At 38.8% G+C, this 21028-nt stretch carries 18 protein-coding genes; 15 read left to right on the plus strand and 3 right to left on the minus strand.

Annotated features, from left to right (window positions below):
• The 8 genes from tsf to QZ413_RS07825 form a co-directional block, all read left to right on the plus strand.
• Positions 1–869: translation elongation factor Ts (gene tsf / locus QZ413_RS07790; RefSeq protein ID WP_297078965.1), on the plus strand; the 869-nt coding region annotated here is incomplete at its 5' end.
• Between the two features lie 153 nt (positions 870–1022).
• Positions 1023–1745 (plus strand): UMP kinase, encoded by a 723-nt coding sequence (pyrH, locus tag QZ413_RS07795; RefSeq protein WP_035020756.1) that lies wholly within the window; start codon positions 1023–1025, stop codon positions 1743–1745.
• Positions 1746–1747: 2 nt separating this feature from the next.
• A complete protein-coding gene (gene frr / locus QZ413_RS07800; RefSeq protein WP_297078967.1) occupies positions 1748–2305 on the plus strand; it encodes a ribosome recycling factor in 558 nt (185 codons plus the stop codon).
• Between the two features lie 167 nt (positions 2306–2472).
• Positions 2473–3273, plus strand: a complete 801-nt coding sequence (locus tag QZ413_RS07805; RefSeq protein ID WP_297078969.1) for an isoprenyl transferase — start codon at positions 2473–2475, stop codon at positions 3271–3273.
• On the plus strand, positions 3270–4076 hold the full coding sequence (locus QZ413_RS07810) for a phosphatidate cytidylyltransferase (RefSeq protein WP_297078971.1): 807 nt from the start codon (positions 3270–3272) through the stop codon (positions 4074–4076). The genes QZ413_RS07805 and QZ413_RS07810 overlap by 4 nt, the downstream gene beginning before the upstream one ends.
• Before the next feature lie 142 nt (positions 4077–4218).
• The gene (rseP, locus tag QZ413_RS07815) at positions 4219–5484 is read left to right on the plus strand and encodes an RIP metalloprotease RseP (RefSeq protein ID WP_297078972.1); all 1266 of its coding nucleotides are present in this window, start codon (positions 4219–4221) and stop codon (positions 5482–5484) included.
• A gap of 24 nt (positions 5485–5508) precedes the next feature.
• Positions 5509–7179 (plus strand): proline--tRNA ligase, encoded by a 1671-nt coding sequence (gene proS, locus QZ413_RS07820; protein ID WP_297078974.1) that lies wholly within the window; start codon positions 5509–5511, stop codon positions 7177–7179.
• A gap of 100 nt (positions 7180–7279) precedes the next feature.
• Positions 7280–11611 carry a PolC-type DNA polymerase III gene (locus QZ413_RS07825; protein ID WP_297078976.1) on the plus strand — a complete coding sequence of 1444 codons (4332 nt, stop codon included), beginning with the start codon at positions 7280–7282 and terminating at the stop codon, positions 11609–11611.
• 153 nt (positions 11612–11764) lie between these two features.
• On the opposite strand, the gene rlmD is transcribed toward QZ413_RS07825, so the two are convergent.
• Positions 11765–13135, minus strand: a complete 1371-nt coding sequence (rlmD, locus tag QZ413_RS07830; protein WP_297078978.1) for a 23S rRNA (uracil(1939)-C(5))-methyltransferase RlmD — start codon at positions 13133–13135, stop codon at positions 11765–11767.
• A gap of 102 nt (positions 13136–13237) precedes the next feature.
• Between rlmD and QZ413_RS07835 the strand changes: the two genes are divergently transcribed.
• The 3 genes from QZ413_RS07835 to QZ413_RS07845 all read left to right on the plus strand — a co-directional run bounded on the left by QZ413_RS07835 (position 13238) and on the right by QZ413_RS07845 (position 15793).
• Complete coding sequence (locus QZ413_RS07835) at positions 13238–14029, plus strand: RecX family transcriptional regulator (RefSeq protein WP_297078980.1); 792 nt, start codon at positions 13238–13240, stop codon at positions 14027–14029.
• Positions 14019–15164 (plus strand): A/G-specific adenine glycosylase, encoded by a 1146-nt coding sequence (gene mutY / locus QZ413_RS07840; RefSeq protein WP_297078981.1) that lies wholly within the window; start codon positions 14019–14021, stop codon positions 15162–15164. Before QZ413_RS07835 ends, mutY begins: the two co-directional genes overlap by 11 nt.
• Positions 15165–15259: 95 nt before the next feature.
• Complete coding sequence (locus QZ413_RS07845; protein WP_016185709.1) at positions 15260–15793, plus strand: DUF402 domain-containing protein; 534 nt, start codon at positions 15260–15262, stop codon at positions 15791–15793.
• A gap of 32 nt (positions 15794–15825) precedes the next feature.
• On the opposite strand, the gene QZ413_RS07850 is transcribed toward QZ413_RS07845, so the two are convergent.
• Both QZ413_RS07850 and QZ413_RS07855 read right to left on the minus strand, forming a co-directional pair.
• Positions 15826–16257 (minus strand): GNAT family N-acetyltransferase, encoded by a 432-nt coding sequence (locus QZ413_RS07850; protein WP_297078984.1) that lies wholly within the window; start codon positions 16255–16257, stop codon positions 15826–15828.
• Complete coding sequence (locus QZ413_RS07855; protein ID WP_297078986.1) at positions 16226–16765, minus strand: cysteine hydrolase family protein; 540 nt, start codon at positions 16763–16765, stop codon at positions 16226–16228. Before QZ413_RS07855 ends, QZ413_RS07850 begins: the two co-directional genes overlap by 32 nt.
• A 181-nt stretch (positions 16766–16946) precedes the next feature.
• Between QZ413_RS07855 and QZ413_RS07860 the strand changes: the two genes are divergently transcribed.
• The 4 genes from QZ413_RS07860 (at position 16947) to QZ413_RS07875 (ending at position 21028) form a co-directional block, all read left to right on the plus strand.
• Positions 16947–17693 (plus strand): threonine/serine exporter family protein, encoded by a 747-nt coding sequence (locus tag QZ413_RS07860; RefSeq protein ID WP_297078987.1) that lies wholly within the window; start codon positions 16947–16949, stop codon positions 17691–17693.
• A 12-nt stretch (positions 17694–17705) separates the two neighbouring features.
• The gene (locus QZ413_RS07865) at positions 17706–18137 is read left to right on the plus strand and encodes a threonine/serine exporter family protein (RefSeq protein ID WP_297078989.1); all 432 of its coding nucleotides are present in this window, start codon (positions 17706–17708) and stop codon (positions 18135–18137) included.
• Positions 18138–18273: 136 nt separating this feature from the next.
• Positions 18274–19599 carry an aminopeptidase C gene (locus tag QZ413_RS07870; protein WP_297078992.1) on the plus strand — a complete coding sequence of 442 codons (1326 nt, stop codon included), beginning with the start codon at positions 18274–18276 and terminating at the stop codon, positions 19597–19599.
• Between the two features lie 19 nt (positions 19600–19618).
• A complete protein-coding gene (locus QZ413_RS07875; RefSeq protein ID WP_297078993.1) occupies positions 19619–21028 on the plus strand; it encodes a C69 family dipeptidase in 1410 nt (469 codons plus the stop codon).

Below are 21028 nucleotides of genomic sequence, written 5' to 3' on the forward strand. Positions count from 1 at the left end.
CAGCTAAATTAGTTAAAGAATTACGCGACATGACAGGCGTAGGAATGATGGACGCAAAACGTGCATTAGTTGAAGTTGATGGCGACATCGATAAAGCTGTAGATTTATTACGTGAAAAAGGAATGGCGAAAGCGGCTAAGAAAAATGACCGTATCGCTGCTGAAGGGTTAGCTTCAGTTGCTGTAGACGGAAACGTTGCAGCAATCGTAGAAGTAAACTCAGAAACAGACTTCGTTTCTAAAAACGAAAAATTCCAAGAATTAGTGAAAGAAATCGCTGAATTAGTAGCGAAAAACAAACCTGCAGATTTAGAAGCAGCGATGGCAATGACAACTGCTAAAGGAACTGTAGAAACTGATTTAATCGAAGCAACACAAGTAATCGGTGAAAAAATCAGCTTCCGTCGTTTCCACGTTGTAGAAAAAGGCGACAACCAAGCATTTGGTGGATACTTACACATGGGCGGACGTATTGCAGTATTAACTGTAATCGATGGCTCAACTGATTCAGACGTAGCGAAAGATGTTGCGATGCACGTTGCCGCAATCAACCCTCGTTATGTAAATGAAACACAAATTCCTCAAGAAGAATTAGATCACGAAAAATCTGTTTTAACAGAACAAGCATTAAACGAAGGCAAACCTGCGAATATCGTTGAAAAAATGGTTGTTGGTCGTTTGAACAAATTTAAAGCTGAAATTTCATTAGTTGACCAACCATTCGTTAAAGATCCTGACTTAACAGTTGAAAAATACTTAGCGACTAAAGGTGCTACAGTTGTTTCATTCACTCGTTTTGAAGTCGGCGAAGGAATCGAAAAACGCGAAGATAACTTTGTTGAAGAAGTTATGAGTCAAGTGAAAAAATAATTCTGTTCTACAGAGCAGAAGGGAACGCATATTTATGCGCTCCCTTTTTTTTGAGAATTTTCCTTGGGATAATTTCTAGGAAACTACTCATCAAACGTGACGCTTCAGTAAATAATGTGCTAAAATAAGCATATAACTGTGATGGAGGATAAGATTGTGAAACCAAAATACCAACGTGTTGTATTGAAATTAAGTGGCGAGGCATTAGCCGGAACAGAAGGATTTGGGATTAATCCCCCAGTTATTAAAGAAATCGTAAAAGAATTAAAAGATGTTCATGATTTAGGTGTCGAACTAGCGATCGTTGTCGGTGGTGGAAACATTTGGCGTGGACAGATCGGTGCGCAAATGGGAATGGAACGTGCGCAAGCAGATTATATGGGAATGCTTGCAACCGTAATGAATGCTTTAGCGTTACAAGATACATTAGAAAACGCTGGAGTACCAACACGCGTACAAACATCAATTGAAATGCGCCAAATCGCAGAACCATACATTAGACGTCGTGCAGAACGTCATTTAGAAAAAGAACGTGTTGTGATTTTTGCTGGAGGAACTGGAAATCCATATTTCTCTACAGATACAACTGCAGCATTACGTGCTGCTGAAATCAACGCTGATGTGATCTTGATGGCAAAAAATAATGTCGATGGTGTCTACTCTGCAGATCCAAAATTAGACAAAGATGCAGTGAAATTTGAAGAGTTGACCCATATGGAAGTAATCTCAAAAGGATTGCAAGTAATGGATTCAACAGCAAGTTCACTAAGCATGGATAATGATATTCCATTGCTTGTCTTTAATTTAAATGAACCCGGTAATATTCGTCGTGCAATTTTAGGTGAAAATATCGGAACTACTGTGAGGGGGAAATAGAAATGGCAGATCAAATTTTAACAGATGCAAAAGCGAAAATGAAAAAAGCGGAAGATAACTTACAACGTGAGTTAGGACAAATCCGTGCTGGACGTGCAAATGCTAGCTTATTAGACCGCGTATCGGTAGTGTATTACGGAGCACCAACTCCTGTGAATCAATTGGCATCCATTACGATCCCAGAAGCGCGTATCTTAATGATTACACCATTTGATAAATCATCGATCAAAGAAATCGAAAAAGCACTGATGGCATCTGATATTGGGATTACACCAACTAGTGATGGAAATGTAATTCGTTTAGTAATTCCTCAATTAACAGAAGAACGTCGTAAAGAATTAGCTAAAGACGTGAAAAAAGCGGCTGAATCAGCAAAAGTAGCTGTTCGTAATGCACGTCGTGATGCATTAGATGCATACAAAAAACAAGAAAAAGCAAGTGATATCACAGAAGATGATTTACGTGACGCAGAAAAAGCGGTTCAAACTGCAACAGACGACAGTATCAAAACAGTTGATAAAATCGCAGCAGATAAAGAACAAGAATTACTTGAAGTGTAAGAAAAAGGTGATCGTGTTCGATCACCTTTTTTTCATGTAAAAAAACAGAGAACAATAGTCATTTTTTGTAGCCATTAAATTTCTGTGAATAATGTTTGGTTTTCATGGGCATTTTAAACGATTATTGCTATAATGAATAGACTAGTTATCTGATGGGAGCGACAAATATGTTACGATTTTTTCCACAAAAAAAGAACTATTTAGCAGAAACTCGTGAACAGACATTTGATCATACATTGCCAATACCAGAGCATGTGGCGATTATTATGGATGGAAATGGACGTTGGGCACAAAATCGCCGTCTTCCACGTGTTGCTGGACATAAAGAAGGCATGGAAACCGTAAAAAAAATCACACGTCACGCCTCACATTTAGGCGTAAAGGTATTGACGCTTTATGCGTTTTCGACTGAGAATTGGAAACGTCCGACAAATGAAGTCGATTTTTTAATGCAGTTACCAGTCGATTTTTTTGATAAGTTTGTCCCTGAATTGATCAAAGAAAATGTAAAAGTCCATGTGATGGGGTATCAAGAGTTTTTGCCAAAGCATACGCTAGAAGCAGTAGAACGTGCGATTGAACAAACAAAACACAATACAGGGATGATTTTGAACTTTGCGTTGAACTATGGTAGTCGCGCGGAAATCATTACAGCCATGCAACAAGTCTACACTGAAGTGGCTACGACGCATCAAGATGCCAGCAAAATTGATGAGGCATTATTTGAAAAACATTTAATGACTGGTTTTTTACCTGAAACGTTACGTGATCCTTCATTGTTGATTCGAACGAGTGGTGAAGAACGTATCAGTAACTTTTTGTTATGGCAAATCGCCTATTCAGAACTATTCTTTACAAAAGCCTATTGGCCAGATTTTGATGAGCGATTGTTAGAAGAAGCCATTGCGGTATATCAACAACGTGATCGCAGGTTTGGTGCGGTCAAGATCAAGGAGGATAAGGAATGAAACAACGGGTCATTACTGCTGTTGTGGCGCTGATTATTTTCTTACCCATCATCTTTTTTAATTTTGGTGGACAAGCAGTCAATTTATTAGCAGCTGTATTAGCAGTCGTCGGGGTATATGAATTATTTCGCATGAATCAATTAACGATTTTGAGCTTTGAAGGAGTCTTATCAGCTTTAGGGGCTGTCATATTGGTCTTACCAAAAGATCCTTACTTTGCATTTTTAGCAGATCAAACATCAAAATTTAGTCTTTTTTATTTCATTGTAATGGTATTACTGGGCATTTCAGTCGTGTCAAAGAACACTTATACAATCGATGAAGCCGCTTTTCCAGTATTGGTTAGTTTGTACGTCGGTGTTGGCTTTGAGACGTTTGCTTCAGCAAGAGCAAGTAGTTTAGTCGTGTTAATGTTTGGGCTATTGATCGTATGGGCAACGGATATCGGTGCATATATGTTTGGTCGTAAGTATGGGACGAAAAAGCTTTGGCCGGAAATCTCACCAAACAAAACAATTGAAGGGGCGTTAGGCGGAATCGTAAGTGCGGTCGTCGTGGCCTTTGTTTATTTGATCTTATTTTCAGCAACTCGTTATTTCGGTCATGGATTTTTGATGATGTTGTTATTGACCGTGATTTTATCTATTATCGGCCAGTTTGGTGATCTAGTAGAGTCAGCTTTCAAGCGTCATTATGGCGTTAAAGATTCGGGCAAGATCTTACCTGGACATGGTGGGATTTTAGATCGTTTTGACAGTATGTTGTTTGTATTTCCGATGATGTATTTATTAGGAATCTTTTGATAAATCTAGTGCGTGCACTAGATTTATTTTTTTACGAAAGTTAAATTCTTGTTACAAAATAGACAAGTCGGTAAAGAAGAATTGAACTGTGCTAAAATAAACAGTAAGTTCTGATACTGAACATGAGAAACGAGGATGGTAAATGAAAGCTTTATTAGTATTTTTATTGATATTTTCCGTTGTGGTAGTGGTCCACGAATTTGGTCATTTTTATTTTGCAAAACGTGCAGGGATTTTGGTTCGCGAATTTGCGATCGGGATGGGACCTAAAATCTATTCTCACCGTGGAAAAGATGGAACGCTCTATACGATAAGATTGCTTCCTTTAGGTGGATATGTACGAATGGCAGGTTTTGAAGAAGAAGAAGAATTAAAGCCTGGGATGGTCGTTGGTCTGGTTACCGATAAAGATGAGCACGTGCTAAAAATCAATACAAGTAAAAAAGTCAATTTGACACAAGCGATCCCTTTAGAAATTACGCAATATGACTTGCTTGATCAGTTGACAATTACGGGATTTGTTAATGGGAACGAACAAGACGAGCAAACATTTACCGTGAGTAAGACGGCAACGATCATTGAAGAAGATGGTACTGAGCTAAGAATTGCACCAAGGGAAGTTCAATTCCAATCGGCCAAATTATGGCAACGTATGCTGACGAATTTCGCAGGTCCGATGAATAATTTCATTTTATCATTTGTTATTTTTACGGTGTTGGCTTTTGCTCAAGGTGGTGTTCAAGATCTCAACTCTACAGTAATTAGTGGTGTCGGATCAGACACTCCTGCACAAGCAGCAGGACTAAAAGCTGGTGATAAGATCACGAAGATCAATGATACGACAGTGACAGATTGGGCAGAACTCACGCAAGCGATCCAAGCAGCAGATGATCAAACACTGACAATTCAATATGAGCAAGCAGATCAGACCAAAGAAGCTACTGTAACGCCAAAAAAAGTAGAACAAAATGGACAAACGCTCTATCAAATTGGTATTTCTGCACCGATCAATACAAGTACGTCTGCGAAACTAATTGGTGGCGTGACGATGAGTATCCAAAGTTTTACTCGGATCATTAAAGCCCTGGGATCTTTAATTCAAAACTTTAGTTTGGATAAATTAGGTGGCCCAGTAGCTATTTTCGAAATCTCTTCGCAAGCAGCTACGCAAGGATGGATGACCGTATTAAGTGTTATGGGATTGATCTCAATGAATCTAGGTATTTTTAATCTATTGCCGATCCCAGCTTTAGACGGTGGAAAACTGGTATTAAACGTTATTGAAGGTGTACGAGGAAAACCGTTGAGTCAAGAAAAAGAAGGCATCATTACGTTGATAGGGTTTGGTTTAATGATGGTATTGATGGTGTTAGTCACTTGGAACGATATTCAACGATTCTTCTTTTAAAATGGGGAAAATGAAGGAGTAAAGATGAAGCAGTCAAAACTATTGATTCCAACGCGACACTGTGCTGAAGAGATCGACACGATCAGTGAGCGTTTGTTGGTTCAAGCAGGGTATGTGACAAAGTTAGCAACAGGAATCTACGCCTATCTGCCACTAGCAGAACGCGTAATCGAAAAGATCAGTCAAGTGATCGAACAAGAACTCAGTACACGAAATAGTATCAAAATGCGCATGCCAAATCTATTGCCACAAGAATATTCATTAGAAGAGTGTGCTAGTCAAGCAAGTGAGAATCTTTTTTCAGTAAATGATGCTGCAAGCGAAACCTATATGCTCGCACCAGCACACGAACGTTCATTTATGGAACTGATCATGAAAGAAGTACGATCGTATAAAGAATTGCCACTTTCGTTATTTCAAACGCAAATGAAGTATCGTGATGAAGCAAAAAAACAACGAGGATTGATCGATAGTCGTGAATTTTTAATGACAGACGTCTATTCTTTTCATGCTGACCAAGCAAGTTTAGATCAATTTTATCGGGAGATGGAAGAGAGTTTAGAACGCATCTTAATAAAATGCGGACTATCGTTTAAAGTCGTCAATGGTGCAAGCAAACGAATCGGTGCACGTGCACTGAGAGAATTTTTGATTCCAACACCAATCGGACAAAAAATCTTTTGCTATGCGAGTGAAGGCGCATATGCTGCGACTTTGGCGGTTGCTACAAGTGATACCATCACAAAAAAATCACATGCAACGTATCAACCATTAGAGAAAACGACTATCTTCGATCTACAAGAAGCTCCTTTAGATCAGACGATCAAACCGCTCTTTTATTTGATCAATGAAACGATTGTCGTCTTGTTATTGCGTGCAGATCACTTATTAAATGAAGAAAAAGTAAAACATTTTTTTCAGCAAAAACAAATCACGGCATTAGGTGAGCAAGAACTGCTTGATTTGATTCCTGATTTTAACGATAAAGAGATCTTTGAGATTATTGCGCGTTTTGAGGTCTTCGCTGATCCAAGTTTGGCTGATCTGGTCAATGCACAATTGAGCAGCCATACGCTCGATTTGGCTTATCGCCATGTAAATTTTGGTCGTGAGCTTATCGTGACACAATTTTTTGATATGCAATTGGTCAAAGAAGGCGATCTAGCACCTAATGGACAAGGGATTTTACATTTTGATCGTGGGATTTCTGTTGCCCAAATGACAAAATTAGCACCTGCATATGCGAGTCAAGTCGGTGCTGTTTTTCTAGATGATCAAGCACAAACGCAAACCTTGAATATGGGCTATTATGGAATAGGGCTTACACGGGTATTTGCTTTGATCGTCGAAATGTATGCCAGTGAAGGAAAGATGTGTTGGCCACAAGTAATCGCACCTTTTGATGTCCACATCCTACCTTTAGATATTCATGACCCTTTTCAAGTAGAGCTTGCCAAACAATTAGCACGTGAGTTAGAACAAGCAGGGTATGATCTATTAATTGACGATCGTGACGTTGAGGCGACGACGAAACAACAAGATGCATCACTGATCGGTTGTCCGATTCAATGTACGATCAGCAACAAAGCTGTAGAGGGAGTTATTGAATTGGAAATCAAGGCAAAACAAGCGATACTAGAAGTTCGGAAAGAAGAAGTTTTGTCTACCTTGTCGATTTTGTTACAATCAGAATAAGAAACTAGAAAGAGTTCGACTCTTTCTAGTTTTTTTGTTGAAACATGCTATACTGAAAGAACGCGGAATTTGCAAAAAAAGAATCAAGGAGGGAATTTTTTTGGCGGAAACACAAGAAAGATTTAAAGTATTATTGGAGCAAATCCAACTGCCACTTGCTGATCAGCAGCATCCCTTAATGCAAGATGCACATATCACAGAAGTATTCGTCCATACGCAATCCAAGCATTGGGCCTTTCATTTTTTATTTGACGATCTTTTGCCAGTCGACTTATATCAACGGTTCGTCCAGCATTTAGAACTTGCGTTTAAAGAGATTGCGACGGTAAGTGTCACGATTGCTTGTCAAGAAGCTACGGTGACAAAGGAATTGATCGAAGCATACTGGTCAACTGTCTTATTACAAAAAAATTGTGAAACACCATTTGTACAACGGGTAGTAGCCAATCAACCGATTACATATGAAAACAATCAACTGACTGTTTTAGTGAGCAATGAATCGGTCATACCGATGTTGACTCAACAGTATTTTCCACTGATCCAACAAAACTATGTGGCATTAGGTTTTCCTAAGTTAAAACTTGTTGCAACGGTCGACACTAAACAAGCGACCGAGGAATTGCGTGCTCATCAAGAACGGATGCAAGCGCAACAAGAAGAAGCGATGCGTCAAGCGGCACAATCGATCGCAGCGCATGAACAAAAGAAAAAAGAAGAACCAAAACAAGCTTTGTCTGGTCCAATCGTTTTAGGACGCAATATTCCTAAAGATGAGGCCATTATGCCTATGGGCAATATTTTAGAAGAAGAGCGACGCATTACGATCGAAGGCTATGTATTTGATACCGAAGTACGTGAATTGCGTTCAAAACGAAAAATTTTAATTTTGAAAATGACCGATTATACCTCTTCTTTTATCGTGAAAAAGTTCTCGAACAATGAAACAGATGAACAAATGTTTGAAGCAATCAAAAAAGGAAGTTGGCTAAGAGTTCGTGGAAGTATCCAAGAAGATACTTTTATGCGCGATTTGGTTATGAACGCGCAAGATATTTGTGAAGTGAAACATGAAAGTCGTAAAGATTATGCACCTGAAGGCCAAAAGCGGGTGGAATTGCATGTTCATAGTAATATGAGTCAAATGGATGCGACCAATTCAATCAAAGATTATGTGAACCAAGCAGCAAAATGGGGACATAAAGCGATCGCGATCACTGATCACGGCGGAGCACAATCATTCCCAGATGCCCATCATGCTGCGAAAAGCGCGGGAATCAAAATGATTTATGGTGTTGAAGCCAATATTGTAGATGATGGTGTACAAGTGGCTTATAATCCTCAAGCTGTCGATTTAAACAATGCGACGTATATCGTATTCGACGTGGAGACAACTGGACTGTCAGCTGTCTACAACTCAATCATTGAATTAGCAGCAGTGAAAATGCACAAAGGCAATATCGAAGCATCATTTGATGAATTCATCGATCCAGGACATCCACTATCTAAGACGACAGTCGATTTAACCGGGATCACAGATGAGATGGTTCGTGGTTCGAAAAGTGAAGAAGAAGTATTGCGTCTCTTTCGTGAATTTTCAGAAGGTGCGATTTTAGTCGCTCATAACGCGTCGTTTGATATGGGATTTTTAAATACTAGCTATAAGAAGTACGGCATTCCAGAAGCAGATAATCCGGTTATCGATACGCTAGAGCTTGCGCGTTATCTCTATCCACAGTTTAAACGTTTTGGATTAGGGGTATTGACAAAAAAATTCGGCGTTAGCTTAGAACAACATCACCGAGCGATTTATGACGCGGAAGCAACGGCACATTTAGCATGGATCTTTATCAAAGAAGCGATGGATAAGCATCAAATGCTCTTACATCAAGAGTTGAATCGACATGTTGGTGGCGAGAACAGTTACAAATCGGCTCGTCCATTTCATGCAACACTTTTGGTTCAAACACAAGCAGGATTAAAAAATCTATTTAAATTGATTTCGATGTCCAATATCGATTATTTTCATGATAAAGTTCCACGAATCACACGTTCAGAATTAACGAAATTGCGCGAAGGGATCTTGGTCGGTAGTGGTTGTGACAAAGGGGAAGTTTTTGTTGCGATGATGCAAAAAGGGGTCGAGGCTGCAGAAAAATTAGCAGAGTTCTACGATTATATCGAGATCATGCCAAAACCAGTTTATGCTCATTTGATCGAACAAGAATTAGTAAAAGGCGAAGAAGATCTAGAAGAAATCATTCAAAATCTAGTCGATATCGGTCAAAAATTAAACAAACCTGTGATCGCAACCGGAAATGTGCACTATTTGAATGAAGAAGATGCGATTTATCGTAAAATTTTGATCAATTCGATGGGAGGAGCCAATCCTCTAAACCGTCACAGTTTACCAAAAGTCCATTTTCGAACGACCGATGAAATGTTGACCGAATTTCAATTTTTAGGAAATGATCTTGCCCAAGAAGTCATCGTTGATGCACCGAACGCTTTAGTTGAACAGTGCGAAGAAGTCATTCCGGTAAAAAATGAATTGTATACCCCGAAAATTCCAGGATCAGAAGAAGAAATTACGGAATTGAGTTATTCTAAGGCTAAAGAACTCTACGGTGATCCTCTACCAGATGTTGTACAAAAACGTTTGGAAAAAGAATTGAATTCGATTATCGGTAATGGCTTTTCCGTGATCTATTTGATTTCTCAAAAACTGGTGCATAAGAGTAATGAAGACGGGTACTTAGTTGGTTCGCGTGGCTCTGTAGGATCGAGTTTTGTCGCGACGATGACAGGGATTACAGAAGTGAATCCTTTAGCTCCACATTATTATTGTCCGGATTGTCAATATTCAGAGTTTTATGAAGACGGGACATTTGGTTCTGGTTTTGATATGCCAGAAAAAGACTGCCCAACGTGTGGCAGTCATTTGAAAAAAGATGGTCATGATATCCCGTTTGAAACCTTTTTAGGATTCCATGGTGATAAAGTGCCCGATATCGATTTGAACTTTTCTGGAGAATACCAACCACAAGCGCATAATTATACGAAAGTATTGTTTGGAGAAGACTATGTCTATCGAGCTGGAACGATCGGTACGGTAGCTGATAAAACGGCGTATGGTTTTGTGAAAGGGTACGAACGTGATCATAATCTACATTTTAGAGGCGCAGAGATCGACCGTCTAGCCAAAGGGGCAACTGGTGTGAAACGGACGACTGGACAGCATCCAGGGGGAATCATTGTTATCCCTGACTATATGGATGTCTATGATTTTACGCCGATCCAATATCCTGCTGATGATGTCAATTCAGAATGGAAAACGACCCATTTTGATTTCCATTCGATCCATGACAATATTTTAAAACTAGATATTCTAGGACACGATGATCCAACCGTGATCCGAATGTTACAAGATCTATCTGGGATCGATCCTAAAACGATTCCGACTGACGATCCAGAAGTGATGCGGATTTTTGAAGGAACTGAAATCTTAGGAGTGACACCTGAGCAGATCTATTCTAAAACAGGAACGCTAGGTATTCCAGAATTTGGTACACGTTTTGTTCGCGGAATGTTAGAACAAACCCATCCTTCGACATTTGCAGAATTATTACAGATCTCTGGATTATCTCATGGAACGGACGTATGGCTAGGAAATGCTGAAGAATTGATCCGTCGTGGGGAATCGACATTGGCTAATGTAATCGGGTGTCGTGATGATATCATGGTCTATTTGATCCATGCTGGTCTTGATGATGGCTTAGCCTTTAAAATTATGGAAAGTGTCCGTAAGGGAAAAGGGATCCCTGATGATTGGCAAGAAGAGATGCGTAAACAAGATGTACCGGAATGGTATATCGAGTCGTGTTTGAAAATCAAATACATGTTCCCTAAAGCCCATGCGGCAGCATACGTTTTGATGGCATTGCGAGTAGCGTATTTCAAAGTGTATTTTCCTATTTTATATTATTGTGCGTATTTTTCAGTACGAGCGGATGATTTCGATTTAGTCGCAATGAGTAAAGGAAAAGATGCGGTCAAAGAACGAATGAAAGAAATCACGGATAAAGGCTTAGATGCTTCGACAAAAGAAAAAAATCTGTTGACAGTATTGGAGCTATGTAATGAAATGTTAGAACGTGGTTTCGAATTTGGAATGATCGATTTGTACAAGTCAGATGCTGAGAATTTTGTGATTGACGGCAACCGATTACTGGCTCCGTTTCGCGCGGTCCCAAGTTTAGGGTTAAGTGTGGCCAAACAAATCGTTGAAGCACGAAAAGATGGTCCATTTTTATCAAAAGAAGACTTGGCGAATCGTGGAAAAGTATCGAAGACATTGATCGAATATATGACAGACAATGGTGTATTAAAAGATTTACCAGATGAAAATCAGTTGAGTCTATTCGATATGTTTTAAAAAGAGGCTGTGACAGAAGTAGTCAGCTCTAATAAGCCGCATCATTTCGATAATAGTGTTATCTATTTCGGTCATGATGCGGCTTATTTAAGTAACAGCTACTTCTAGAACACATAAAAAGAAGCCATGGCAGATTTTTGCCATAGCTTCTTTTTATTTACGTGTTAGTTTCACCACGACTTCACAACGTGCAGTTTGAGGAAACATATCGACAGATTGTAAGTACTCGATGTCAAATTTTTTCGCTAAAGTGTTTAAATCTCGCGCTAAAGTCGATACATTACAAGAAACATAGACCATTTGTTCAGGTGGATACGCAATTAACGTATCTAGAAGGGTTTGATCTAGTCCAGTACGCGGAGGATCGACGATCAACCGATCTATTTTGATCCCTTGATTGACCCAAGTAGGAATCCACTCTTCAGCTGTGCCTGTTTCATACAGTGTATTGCGTGCGCCTAAACGTTTGGCATTACGTTTGGCATCTTCAATAGCTTGAGGGACGATATCCATTCCAAGTACTTTTTTTACTTGTGATGCAATATTTAAACCGATCGTACCCACACCACAGTAGGCATCGACGACTGTATGGGTTTCATTTAAATCTAAAGCTGCGATCGCTTCTTGATACAGTCGACTCGTTTGCTTAGGATTCAATTGGAAAAAAGCTCTAGGAGATAAATCGAAGGTGACATCATTGATTTGTTCTTCGATGGCTTCTTTTCCCCAAAGATGAAGCGTTTCATCCCCCATGACAATAGAGGTTTTTTTATCTTGGACATTTTGCATGATCGAAACGATCTCAGGAAATTGGGCTGTCAATGCAGCGATCATTGCTTGTTTTTTAGGAAGTTTTTTCGAATTTGTAATAAATACGACTTGTAGCTCATCGGTTTTTATTCCCACACGAACCATTAATGTCCGGACGATCCCACTATTTTTTTGTTCATCATAAATCGGGACATTATATTGTTGTAAAAGGGTAACGATTGCATTGATGACTTCTTGCGTTCGACTTTCTTGTACCAGACAATCATCTATCGCAACAAGATTATGACTATTCGTTTGATAAAGTCCAGCTTGTACTGTATCGTCTTGTTTACGTACTTGAAACTGTGCTTTATTGCGATAATGCCAAGGATCATCCATCCCGATCGTCGCACGTAAGTCATATTCTTCATAACGGTCGGGTTTAAATTTATGCAAGGCTTGTTTTAAAAGGTCACGTTTAAAGTCAAGTTGTTTGTTATACGCTAAATGTTGCAACTGACAACCACCGCATTCATCATAAACACGACAAGGAGGCGTGATTCGATCTTTGCTTTTTTTTATAATTTTTTTTAGTTCAGCTTCAGCATAGCGAGGGGTAGCATTCGTGATCGTGGCGGTCACTTCTTCACCTGGAAGCGCACGTGGGACAAATACGATCAGCTTTTTAAAATAGCCGATTCCTTCACCATTGATCCCAAGGCGTTTGATTTTTAGCGGGATCGTTTGTCCCGTTGATACGATTAATTCTGTCATAAGTACTCCTTTAAAAAGTAAATTCGCTTCATTGTACCACAGAAAAGCCGATAGTAAAAAAGTATGGTACACTAGTCAAAGAATCATCAAGGGGGATCAAGTATGAAAATTGTACAGGTAAAAAAATTGAAAAAAAACTATAAAATCCTTTTTGATTCTGGCGATGAATTGATCGCTTCAGAGGATTTTTTAATTACCGCTCATCTATTTAAAGATCAAGAATTCACACCAGAAGAGTTCCAAGCACTTCAAGCTCAGTCAGGCTATGACCGAGGCTTACAGTTGGCGATGAATTACATCAGTTACCAGTTACGTACTAAAAAAGAAGTGGATCAGTATTTAAAGGAGAAAGAATTTTCTAGTCAAGATCGACCGAAAATTTTGGCACGCTTAGAAGAATTAAAGGTGATCGATGATCGCTTTTATGCAGAAAGTTTTGTCCGAACACAATTGTCCCTAGGCGACAAAGGGCCTAAACAGCTACAACAAAAAATGAAAGCAAAAGGTTTGGATGATGACACGATTGCATATGGCTTGACGTTTTACACTAAAGACGATGAAGTCGCCTTAGCTGAGGCGGTTGCGATCAAATTAAATAAACGGATCCATCATAAAAGTCATCGAGAACGATTGCAAAAGATCCGGATGGGATTGATGCAAAAAGGATATGATAGTGCGATCATCGAGCAAGTGATGAGCGAATTAACGCTTGAACTGGATGAAGACGAAGAAGAAGTAGCACTTGAAAAAGCCGGCCAGCAATTGTTGCGTCGTCACGCACGCTTACCCCTACATCAACGGGAACAAAAAATCAAGCAAGCTCTTTATACAAAAGGTTTTGCTTTAGATAGGATTCAGATATTTTTAGAAAAGGAACGAGAAAATGAAGAATGAAGTCACTTGGTCACAGGAGACAATCGCACAATTTCAACATGAATTTTTAACTTGGTATCATCGACACAAACGCAATCTACCTTGGCGAGTCGATCAAGATCCTTATCGTATTTGGATCTCAGAGATCATGTTGCAACAAACTAGAGTCGATACAGTGATCGATTATTATTATCGCTTTATGGAAAAATTTCCGACGATCGACACTTTAGCAAATGCTCCAGAAGAAGAACTGTTAAAAATGTGGGAAGGCTTAGGCTATTATTCAAGAGCACGTAACTTACAAGTCGCTGCTCGTCAGATCCAAAAAGAGCACCACGGTGTATTTCCCAATACAGTAGAAGCGATCAGTCAGTTAAAAGGGATTGGACCTTATACGACAGGTGCGATTTCAAGTATTGCATTTGGTTTAGTCGAACCAGCAATCGATGGGAATATCATGCGTGTGGTGAGCCGATTGTTTTGTATCGACGAAGATATCGCAAAACCAAGTAGTCGCAAAGTGTTTGATGCTTACACACGAGCGATTTTATCACCAAAAGAACCTGGAGAAATGAATCAAGCTTTTATGGATCTAGGTTCAGCAATATGTACGCCTAAAAATCCTGACTGCGCTTCATGTCCATTGCAAGCCTATTGCCAAGCTTATCAAGAAAATAAAATGACGGATTTTCCCGTGAAAACGAGAAAAGCAAAACCAAAAGATGTCTATTATTTTGCTGCAGCAGTAGAAAACAATCAAGGAGAATTTTGGTTTGAGCAACGAGAAGATCAAGGGTTGCTCGCTAAAATGTGGCATTTTCCATTACAAGAAGTGGATAAAGAAACCTTTGAACAAGCACGTATACAATTTGCGAAAGAAGAAGTTGAACAGTTGTCACTGATTGCAGAAGAAGAAGATCCTCAAATTTTTGAAACGTTACCAGTAGTCTGGCAAACACGCCATTTAGGTACAGTCAAGCATCTGTTTAGTCATTTACGTTGGCATGTAGTGCTCTTTTATGGTCGTACCCAACAACCCGAATACTTTAAAAATGGACAATGGCTTAGTCAAGATGTGTTAAAAGACTATGCTTTTCCTAAAATCCAGCATAAAATGTGGGATGAAATCGCAAAAAATCAAAAACATTCGCGATAGCGCTAGGCAAAGTTTTTGTTTATTGCTATAATATTGAGTGATATGAGTTTACACTCAAATAAAGGCGTTGATGTTTCGCTGAGGGAAGGATTGCTATGCGAGTTCCAAAAGAAGGCGAGTTTGTAACGATCCAAAGCTACAAACACGATGGCAATTTGCACCGTACGTGGCGAGATACCATGGTATTAAAAACTAGCGAATATTCAATGATTGGCGTCAATGATCACACATTGGTAACCGAATCAGACGGTAGACGTTGGGTTACCCGAGAGCCAGCAATCGTATATTTTCATAAGAAGTATTGGTTTAATATTATTGCGATGATCCGTGAAAAAGGTGTCTCTTATTATTGTAATCTTGCTTCTCCTTATCTATTAGATGAAGAAGCATTGAAATATATTGATTACGATTTAGATATCAAGGTATTTCCTGATGGAGAAAAACGCTTATTAGACGTAGATGAATACGAGTTGCATAAGAAAATGATGCATTATCCAAAAGACATTGATTTTATTTTAAAAGAAAATGTCAAAATATTGGTCGATTGGATCAATAATGGAGAAGGTCCTTTTTCTGAAGGGTACGTAGATATTTGGTATGATCGCTACAAGCAATTGTCGCAAAAATAAAAAAACACTGTCACACTCGTGACAGTGTTTTTTTATAGCCGTTTTTCCATAGTGACATGCTCGATTCCAGCATCTAAAAAAATGGGGCCATCTGCACTATAGCCTAAACGTTCGTAGAATCCTTTAGCGCTAAGTTGTGCACCGAGGGTAATCGTAGTAAAACCTTGTTGTCGTAATCTGTCTTCGATAAAACCAATCAATTTTGCCCCAGCACCTTGGCTGCGGGCACTTTTTTTGACCGCCATCCGTTGTAATTTAGCTTTGGTTTCACTTAAAGGCAAAATACGAGCCGTTACGATCGCTTCATCCTGTTGGTATCCAACAAAGTGGATGGTTTTTGCTTCTAAGTCATCAATCTCTAAATCAGCCGGGACTTGTTGTTCTAAGATAAAAACGGCTTTTCGCAAGGCCAAAGCATCTTGATAGATGGAATCATGTATATTTTTCGTATGGTAAATGTTCATTCGTGTACTCCTTTTGTAGTGGGTCTTCAAATTTTAAAAAACGATGCTGCCAAATAGATTCGTAAAACGCTATAAGTTGTGTTGCTGTCAGATCAGGATGATCTGTCGTTGAACTCGCATTAGGAAATGAATACAAATGAAATCCTAAACCATGTGCAAATTTGATCGTACTATCGACACAGTATTGTGTTTGAGCACCACAAATTTCTAATTCAGTGATCTTATGTTGTGCCAGATATGCGGCTAGATTGGTCTGATAAAAACTGTTGGCATGTGTCTTAGCGATAAATGCATCTTGATCTTGTGCGTCTAGTTGGGGCATTAGCTGCCAAGCTGCACTATTTGGTAGTAACTCACTATCTTGGTGTTGGATGAAGATAATGGGAAGTTTTTTCTGCCGATAGCACTGTATGCGTTGATTGATTGCATGCACCAATTTTGGTGCATTGAAAAATGTAGGTTGTAGGCAGACGCCTTGTTGCATATCGATAATTAGCAAAGCGAGCATTCATATTCCTCCTTGGTTTCTCTTAGTATACCTTATTCTGTTTAAAAAGTAGGCCTTTTGTACCCAATTTTGATCAAAAAGATGACAAAATTGTTTGGCATCTAATTTAGATTTCGATGGCATAGGATCGTAAATTTCTTCATAGTCAAAGAAAACGAAACAACATAAAGTGGTGAAATAGATGGAAACCAATGAGGAAAAGATTCGCACACTTCTTTTATATGGGAAGTTGCTGTTAGAATGTAATTTTGATTTAGCCGAGATTCGTAGTGAGATGTACCATGTAATGGGGCAAATGGATCTCCATCATTTATCGATCTTCATGACCCAAACGAGCTTGATGTTGATCGACAATACGACAGATAATGTCAAAATGATCAAAATCGATACCTATGCGTATAATTTTGAAAAAATCAGTCATATCCACGAGTTAGTGGTGGCCTTGACACTCAAAAAAATGACATTACAAGAATTTTATACAGCATTATTGGCTGTAGATCAGAAAAATTATGCGTTTTCTATTCCAACACAAGTATTTCATGCAGGGATAATCTGTGGAGCGATGTATAGTTTGATCAATGGTTGGTCGATGTTAGTCCTCGCGTCTTTTTTGCTTGGTAGTTTTGGGTATTTTTGCTTCTTGACGTTCCAAAGATATTTGAAGATCAAATTATTCACGATTTTTTTATATTCGATTTTGATTACCCTTTGTTCGATGATATGTGTACGTTCATTTGAACTGCCTAACACTTTTGCCTTGATTTTGAGCTGTATGATGCCGTTATTTCCAGGAGCGACATTGGTCAATGCCATTAGAGCAGGGATCAACGGGGATTATATCGTCAGTTTGTCACAAGGAGTAGAAGCAATCAATACTGCCTTAATGTTAGGATTACCAGTTGCATTTTTATTAACGATTACGCTCTAAGGAGGAAATTCGATGTTCTTACGTGCTTTTTTTAGTTTTTTTGTCAGTTCTTCAACAGCGATACTAAATAAAGTCGAGCGAAAGTATTATCTATTGTGCGGCTGTTGCGGTATGGTAACGTCACTTGCTTATAGTAGTGCGTCAGATTATGTTTCGGCACCAATGGCGTCATTGCTAGCTTGTATTGCGTTGACTGTTATAAGTCAGCTACTTGGTCATCTTGTCGAGCGTCCAAGTTTGATTTTTACGATTTCAGGTATCATGCCGATCGTTCCAGGTAGCCTACTATTTAAAACCTTCAATGCATTAGCTGAAAATGACTATAATCAAAGTTTGAGTTATGGGGCACAAGCAATCTTAGTCGGCGTATCGATCGCACTAGGTTTTTTCTTCAATGAATCATTTGCGGCGATTTTAGGGCAATTTAGACATAAAAAAGGCTAACGGTTCTGTTAGTCTTTTTTGATATCAAAAAAATAATGACAAAACTGTTATGTAACAAGGCTTGGATTCAATGGTTATTTTTTTTGAAGTCCTTTATCCTAAAAAGTGTAAAAAAGAAGACAAGGACGTGATTATTGTGAAAGGATTAACAAAAGAACTGATTCAGGAAATACAGCATAATGTAGAAAGTAAGCAGTATCGTGTTGCCCAAAATGCGGTCACGACGAATGGAATCTTTAAAGCTGCCCAAAATATCCAAGCCATCGATGAAAATTATTTTAATTTCTCAGTCGATATCGACGATCACTTAGTCACCAACCAAAACCACAGTGGCCGTTGTTGGATGTTTGCTTGTTTAAATATCTTGCGCTCACATCTAGAAAAACAATACAATATCGACAATTTTGAACTATCGCAAAATTATCTTTATTTTTGGGATAAATTAGAAAAGGCGAATTATTTCTATCAACATATTTTAGCAACAGCAAATAAAAAATTATCTAGTCGTACAGTCCAATATTTATTGACCACACCACAACAAGACGGTGGTGATTGGAATTTAGTGTTATCACTCGTTGAAAAATATGGACTTGTTCCCCATTATGCGATGAATGAAACAAGTTGTAGCATCGATTCGACAGAACTAAACACGATCTTGAATCGGAAGTTACGAAAAGATGCGTATGCGATCCGTGAGATGGTAGAAAATCATGCAAAACATTGTGAAATCGAGATGTATATCAAGCATCAATTAAAAACAGTGTATACCATCCTTTGCACGGCATTAGGAACACCTCCAGAACGATTCGATTTTTCGTTCCGCACCAAGGACAATACATTCGAACAATATCCGCAGTTGACACCATTAGCATTTTATCAAGATTATCTAGACTTAGATTTGACAGATTATGTAGCACTCATTAACGTTCCAGACGATGCTATGCCATTTAATCAACTGTATCAGGTACAATTATCAGATAATATGGTCGATGGTTTAGCAAATGTGTATTTGAATGTTCCAATCGAACAACTGAAAGCTGCTACGATTGCGCAATTAAAAGCAAGTGAGCCTGTCTTTTTTGGTTGTGACGTCTTGAAATTTTTTGACCGTCAAAAAGGGATCATGTCTTATGATCTATACGATTTTGATGCCTTATTTGATACCAATTTAAACATGCCTAAAGGTCCACGTTTCTTTTATCGTGAAAGCCTCCCAACACACGCGATGGTTATTGGTGGGGTACATATTGTCAACGACGTACCACTTCGCTGGAAAGTTGAAAATAGTTGGGGACGAGAAGTCGGAGATAAAGGATTTTTTGTGATGGACGATGCGTGGATGAGTGAATTTGTCTATGAAGTCGTTGTGAAAAAAGAGTTTTTACCAGAAACATTACGTGGCCTTTTAGAAGAAGAGCCAATTGCGTTACCATTTTGGAATCCAATGAATCCTATTGCATAAAAGAAAGGTATGATGAAACATGTGTACAACTGTTCTAGTAGGAAAAAAAGCATCTCGTACTGGTTCAACAATGATCGCACGCAATGCTGATGCTGAAGAACCGATTCAACCAGTCAAATTTATTCATGTAAAAGCAGATCAAAATGGCAAAGGGACTTATCGCTCTACAGTGTCAGAATACCAAGAAACCTATCCTGAGCATTCGTTGGCGTATCACATGATCCCATTTATCGAAAGTGAACGTAAAGAACTAGGGATCATGGGTGAAGCTGGCATCAATTCGTTGAATATTGCGATGAGCTCGACAGAAAGTATTTTTGGAAATCCATTTGTATTAGCGATCGATCCGTTAACCAAACGGGGGTTAGGCGAAGATTCTTTATTAAATATGGTATTGCCTTATATCCACTCAGCACGAGAAGGTGTCACGTATACAGCTAAAATTATTGCAGAGTATGGTTCACACGAAGGAAATGGGATCATTTTCAGCGACAAAGATGAGATTTGGTATATGGAGATTCCTTGTGGTCATCATTGGGTAGCCGTACGATTACCAGATGATTGTTGCGCAGTGATCGCCAATCAATCTTTGATCGAGGAAGTCGATTTTACAGATACCCAAAATGTGATGTACTCAGAAGGCATTCAAGAATTTGTGGCGACCAATCACTTGAATCCTGATTATGAAGGCTTTAATTTCCGTCATATTTTTGGAACTAGCTCAAAAGAGGATCGTAAATACAATACAGCACGTGTTTGGTATGGTCAAAAGTATCTAGGGTTAGATACGACAGACCCTACAGCAAGTGATATGCCATTTTGCTTTAAACCAAATCGTTTACTTACTGTAGCAGACGTTGGAGCCGTTTTAAGTTCACATTACGATGAAACTTGCTATGATCCATTTAATGAAACGGATCAGATCCATGCAAAAATGTATCGCCCGATTGCCATGAATCGAACGGCAGAATCACATATTTTGGAAATACGAAACCATGTTCCAGCAGAAATCGCCGCTTTGTTTTGGTTGAATAGTGGACCAACAGCATTTAATCCATACGTACCGTTTTATACCAACAGTGAAGATACTGCTCCAGCATATCATAAAACGTCCAAGACCTATGACAATACACAAGCATATTGGTTATCACGAGAACTTGCAGTGTTAGTTGAACGAGATTATCAAAAATTATCTTATGCCAACTTTGATTATTTGACAGCTGCTGCGATTTTAGCCAACCAATGCGTGGCAGAAACCGATCGTTTGTATCAAGAAAAACCGACGACAGATCCGGTTGCCTTTTTAACAAAACAAAATCAACAAAATGCCGATAAAATGCTAACACTAACTAAAAAACATATTGGTGAATTGATCGAAAAAGGGTTAGCATTATCTAAATTGACATTTGATATTACAAAAGACGTTTAG

The sequence above is a fragment of the uncultured Enterococcus sp. genome (assembly GCF_913775425.1).
Lineage (GTDB): Bacteria > Bacillota > Bacilli > Lactobacillales > Enterococcaceae > Enterococcus_G.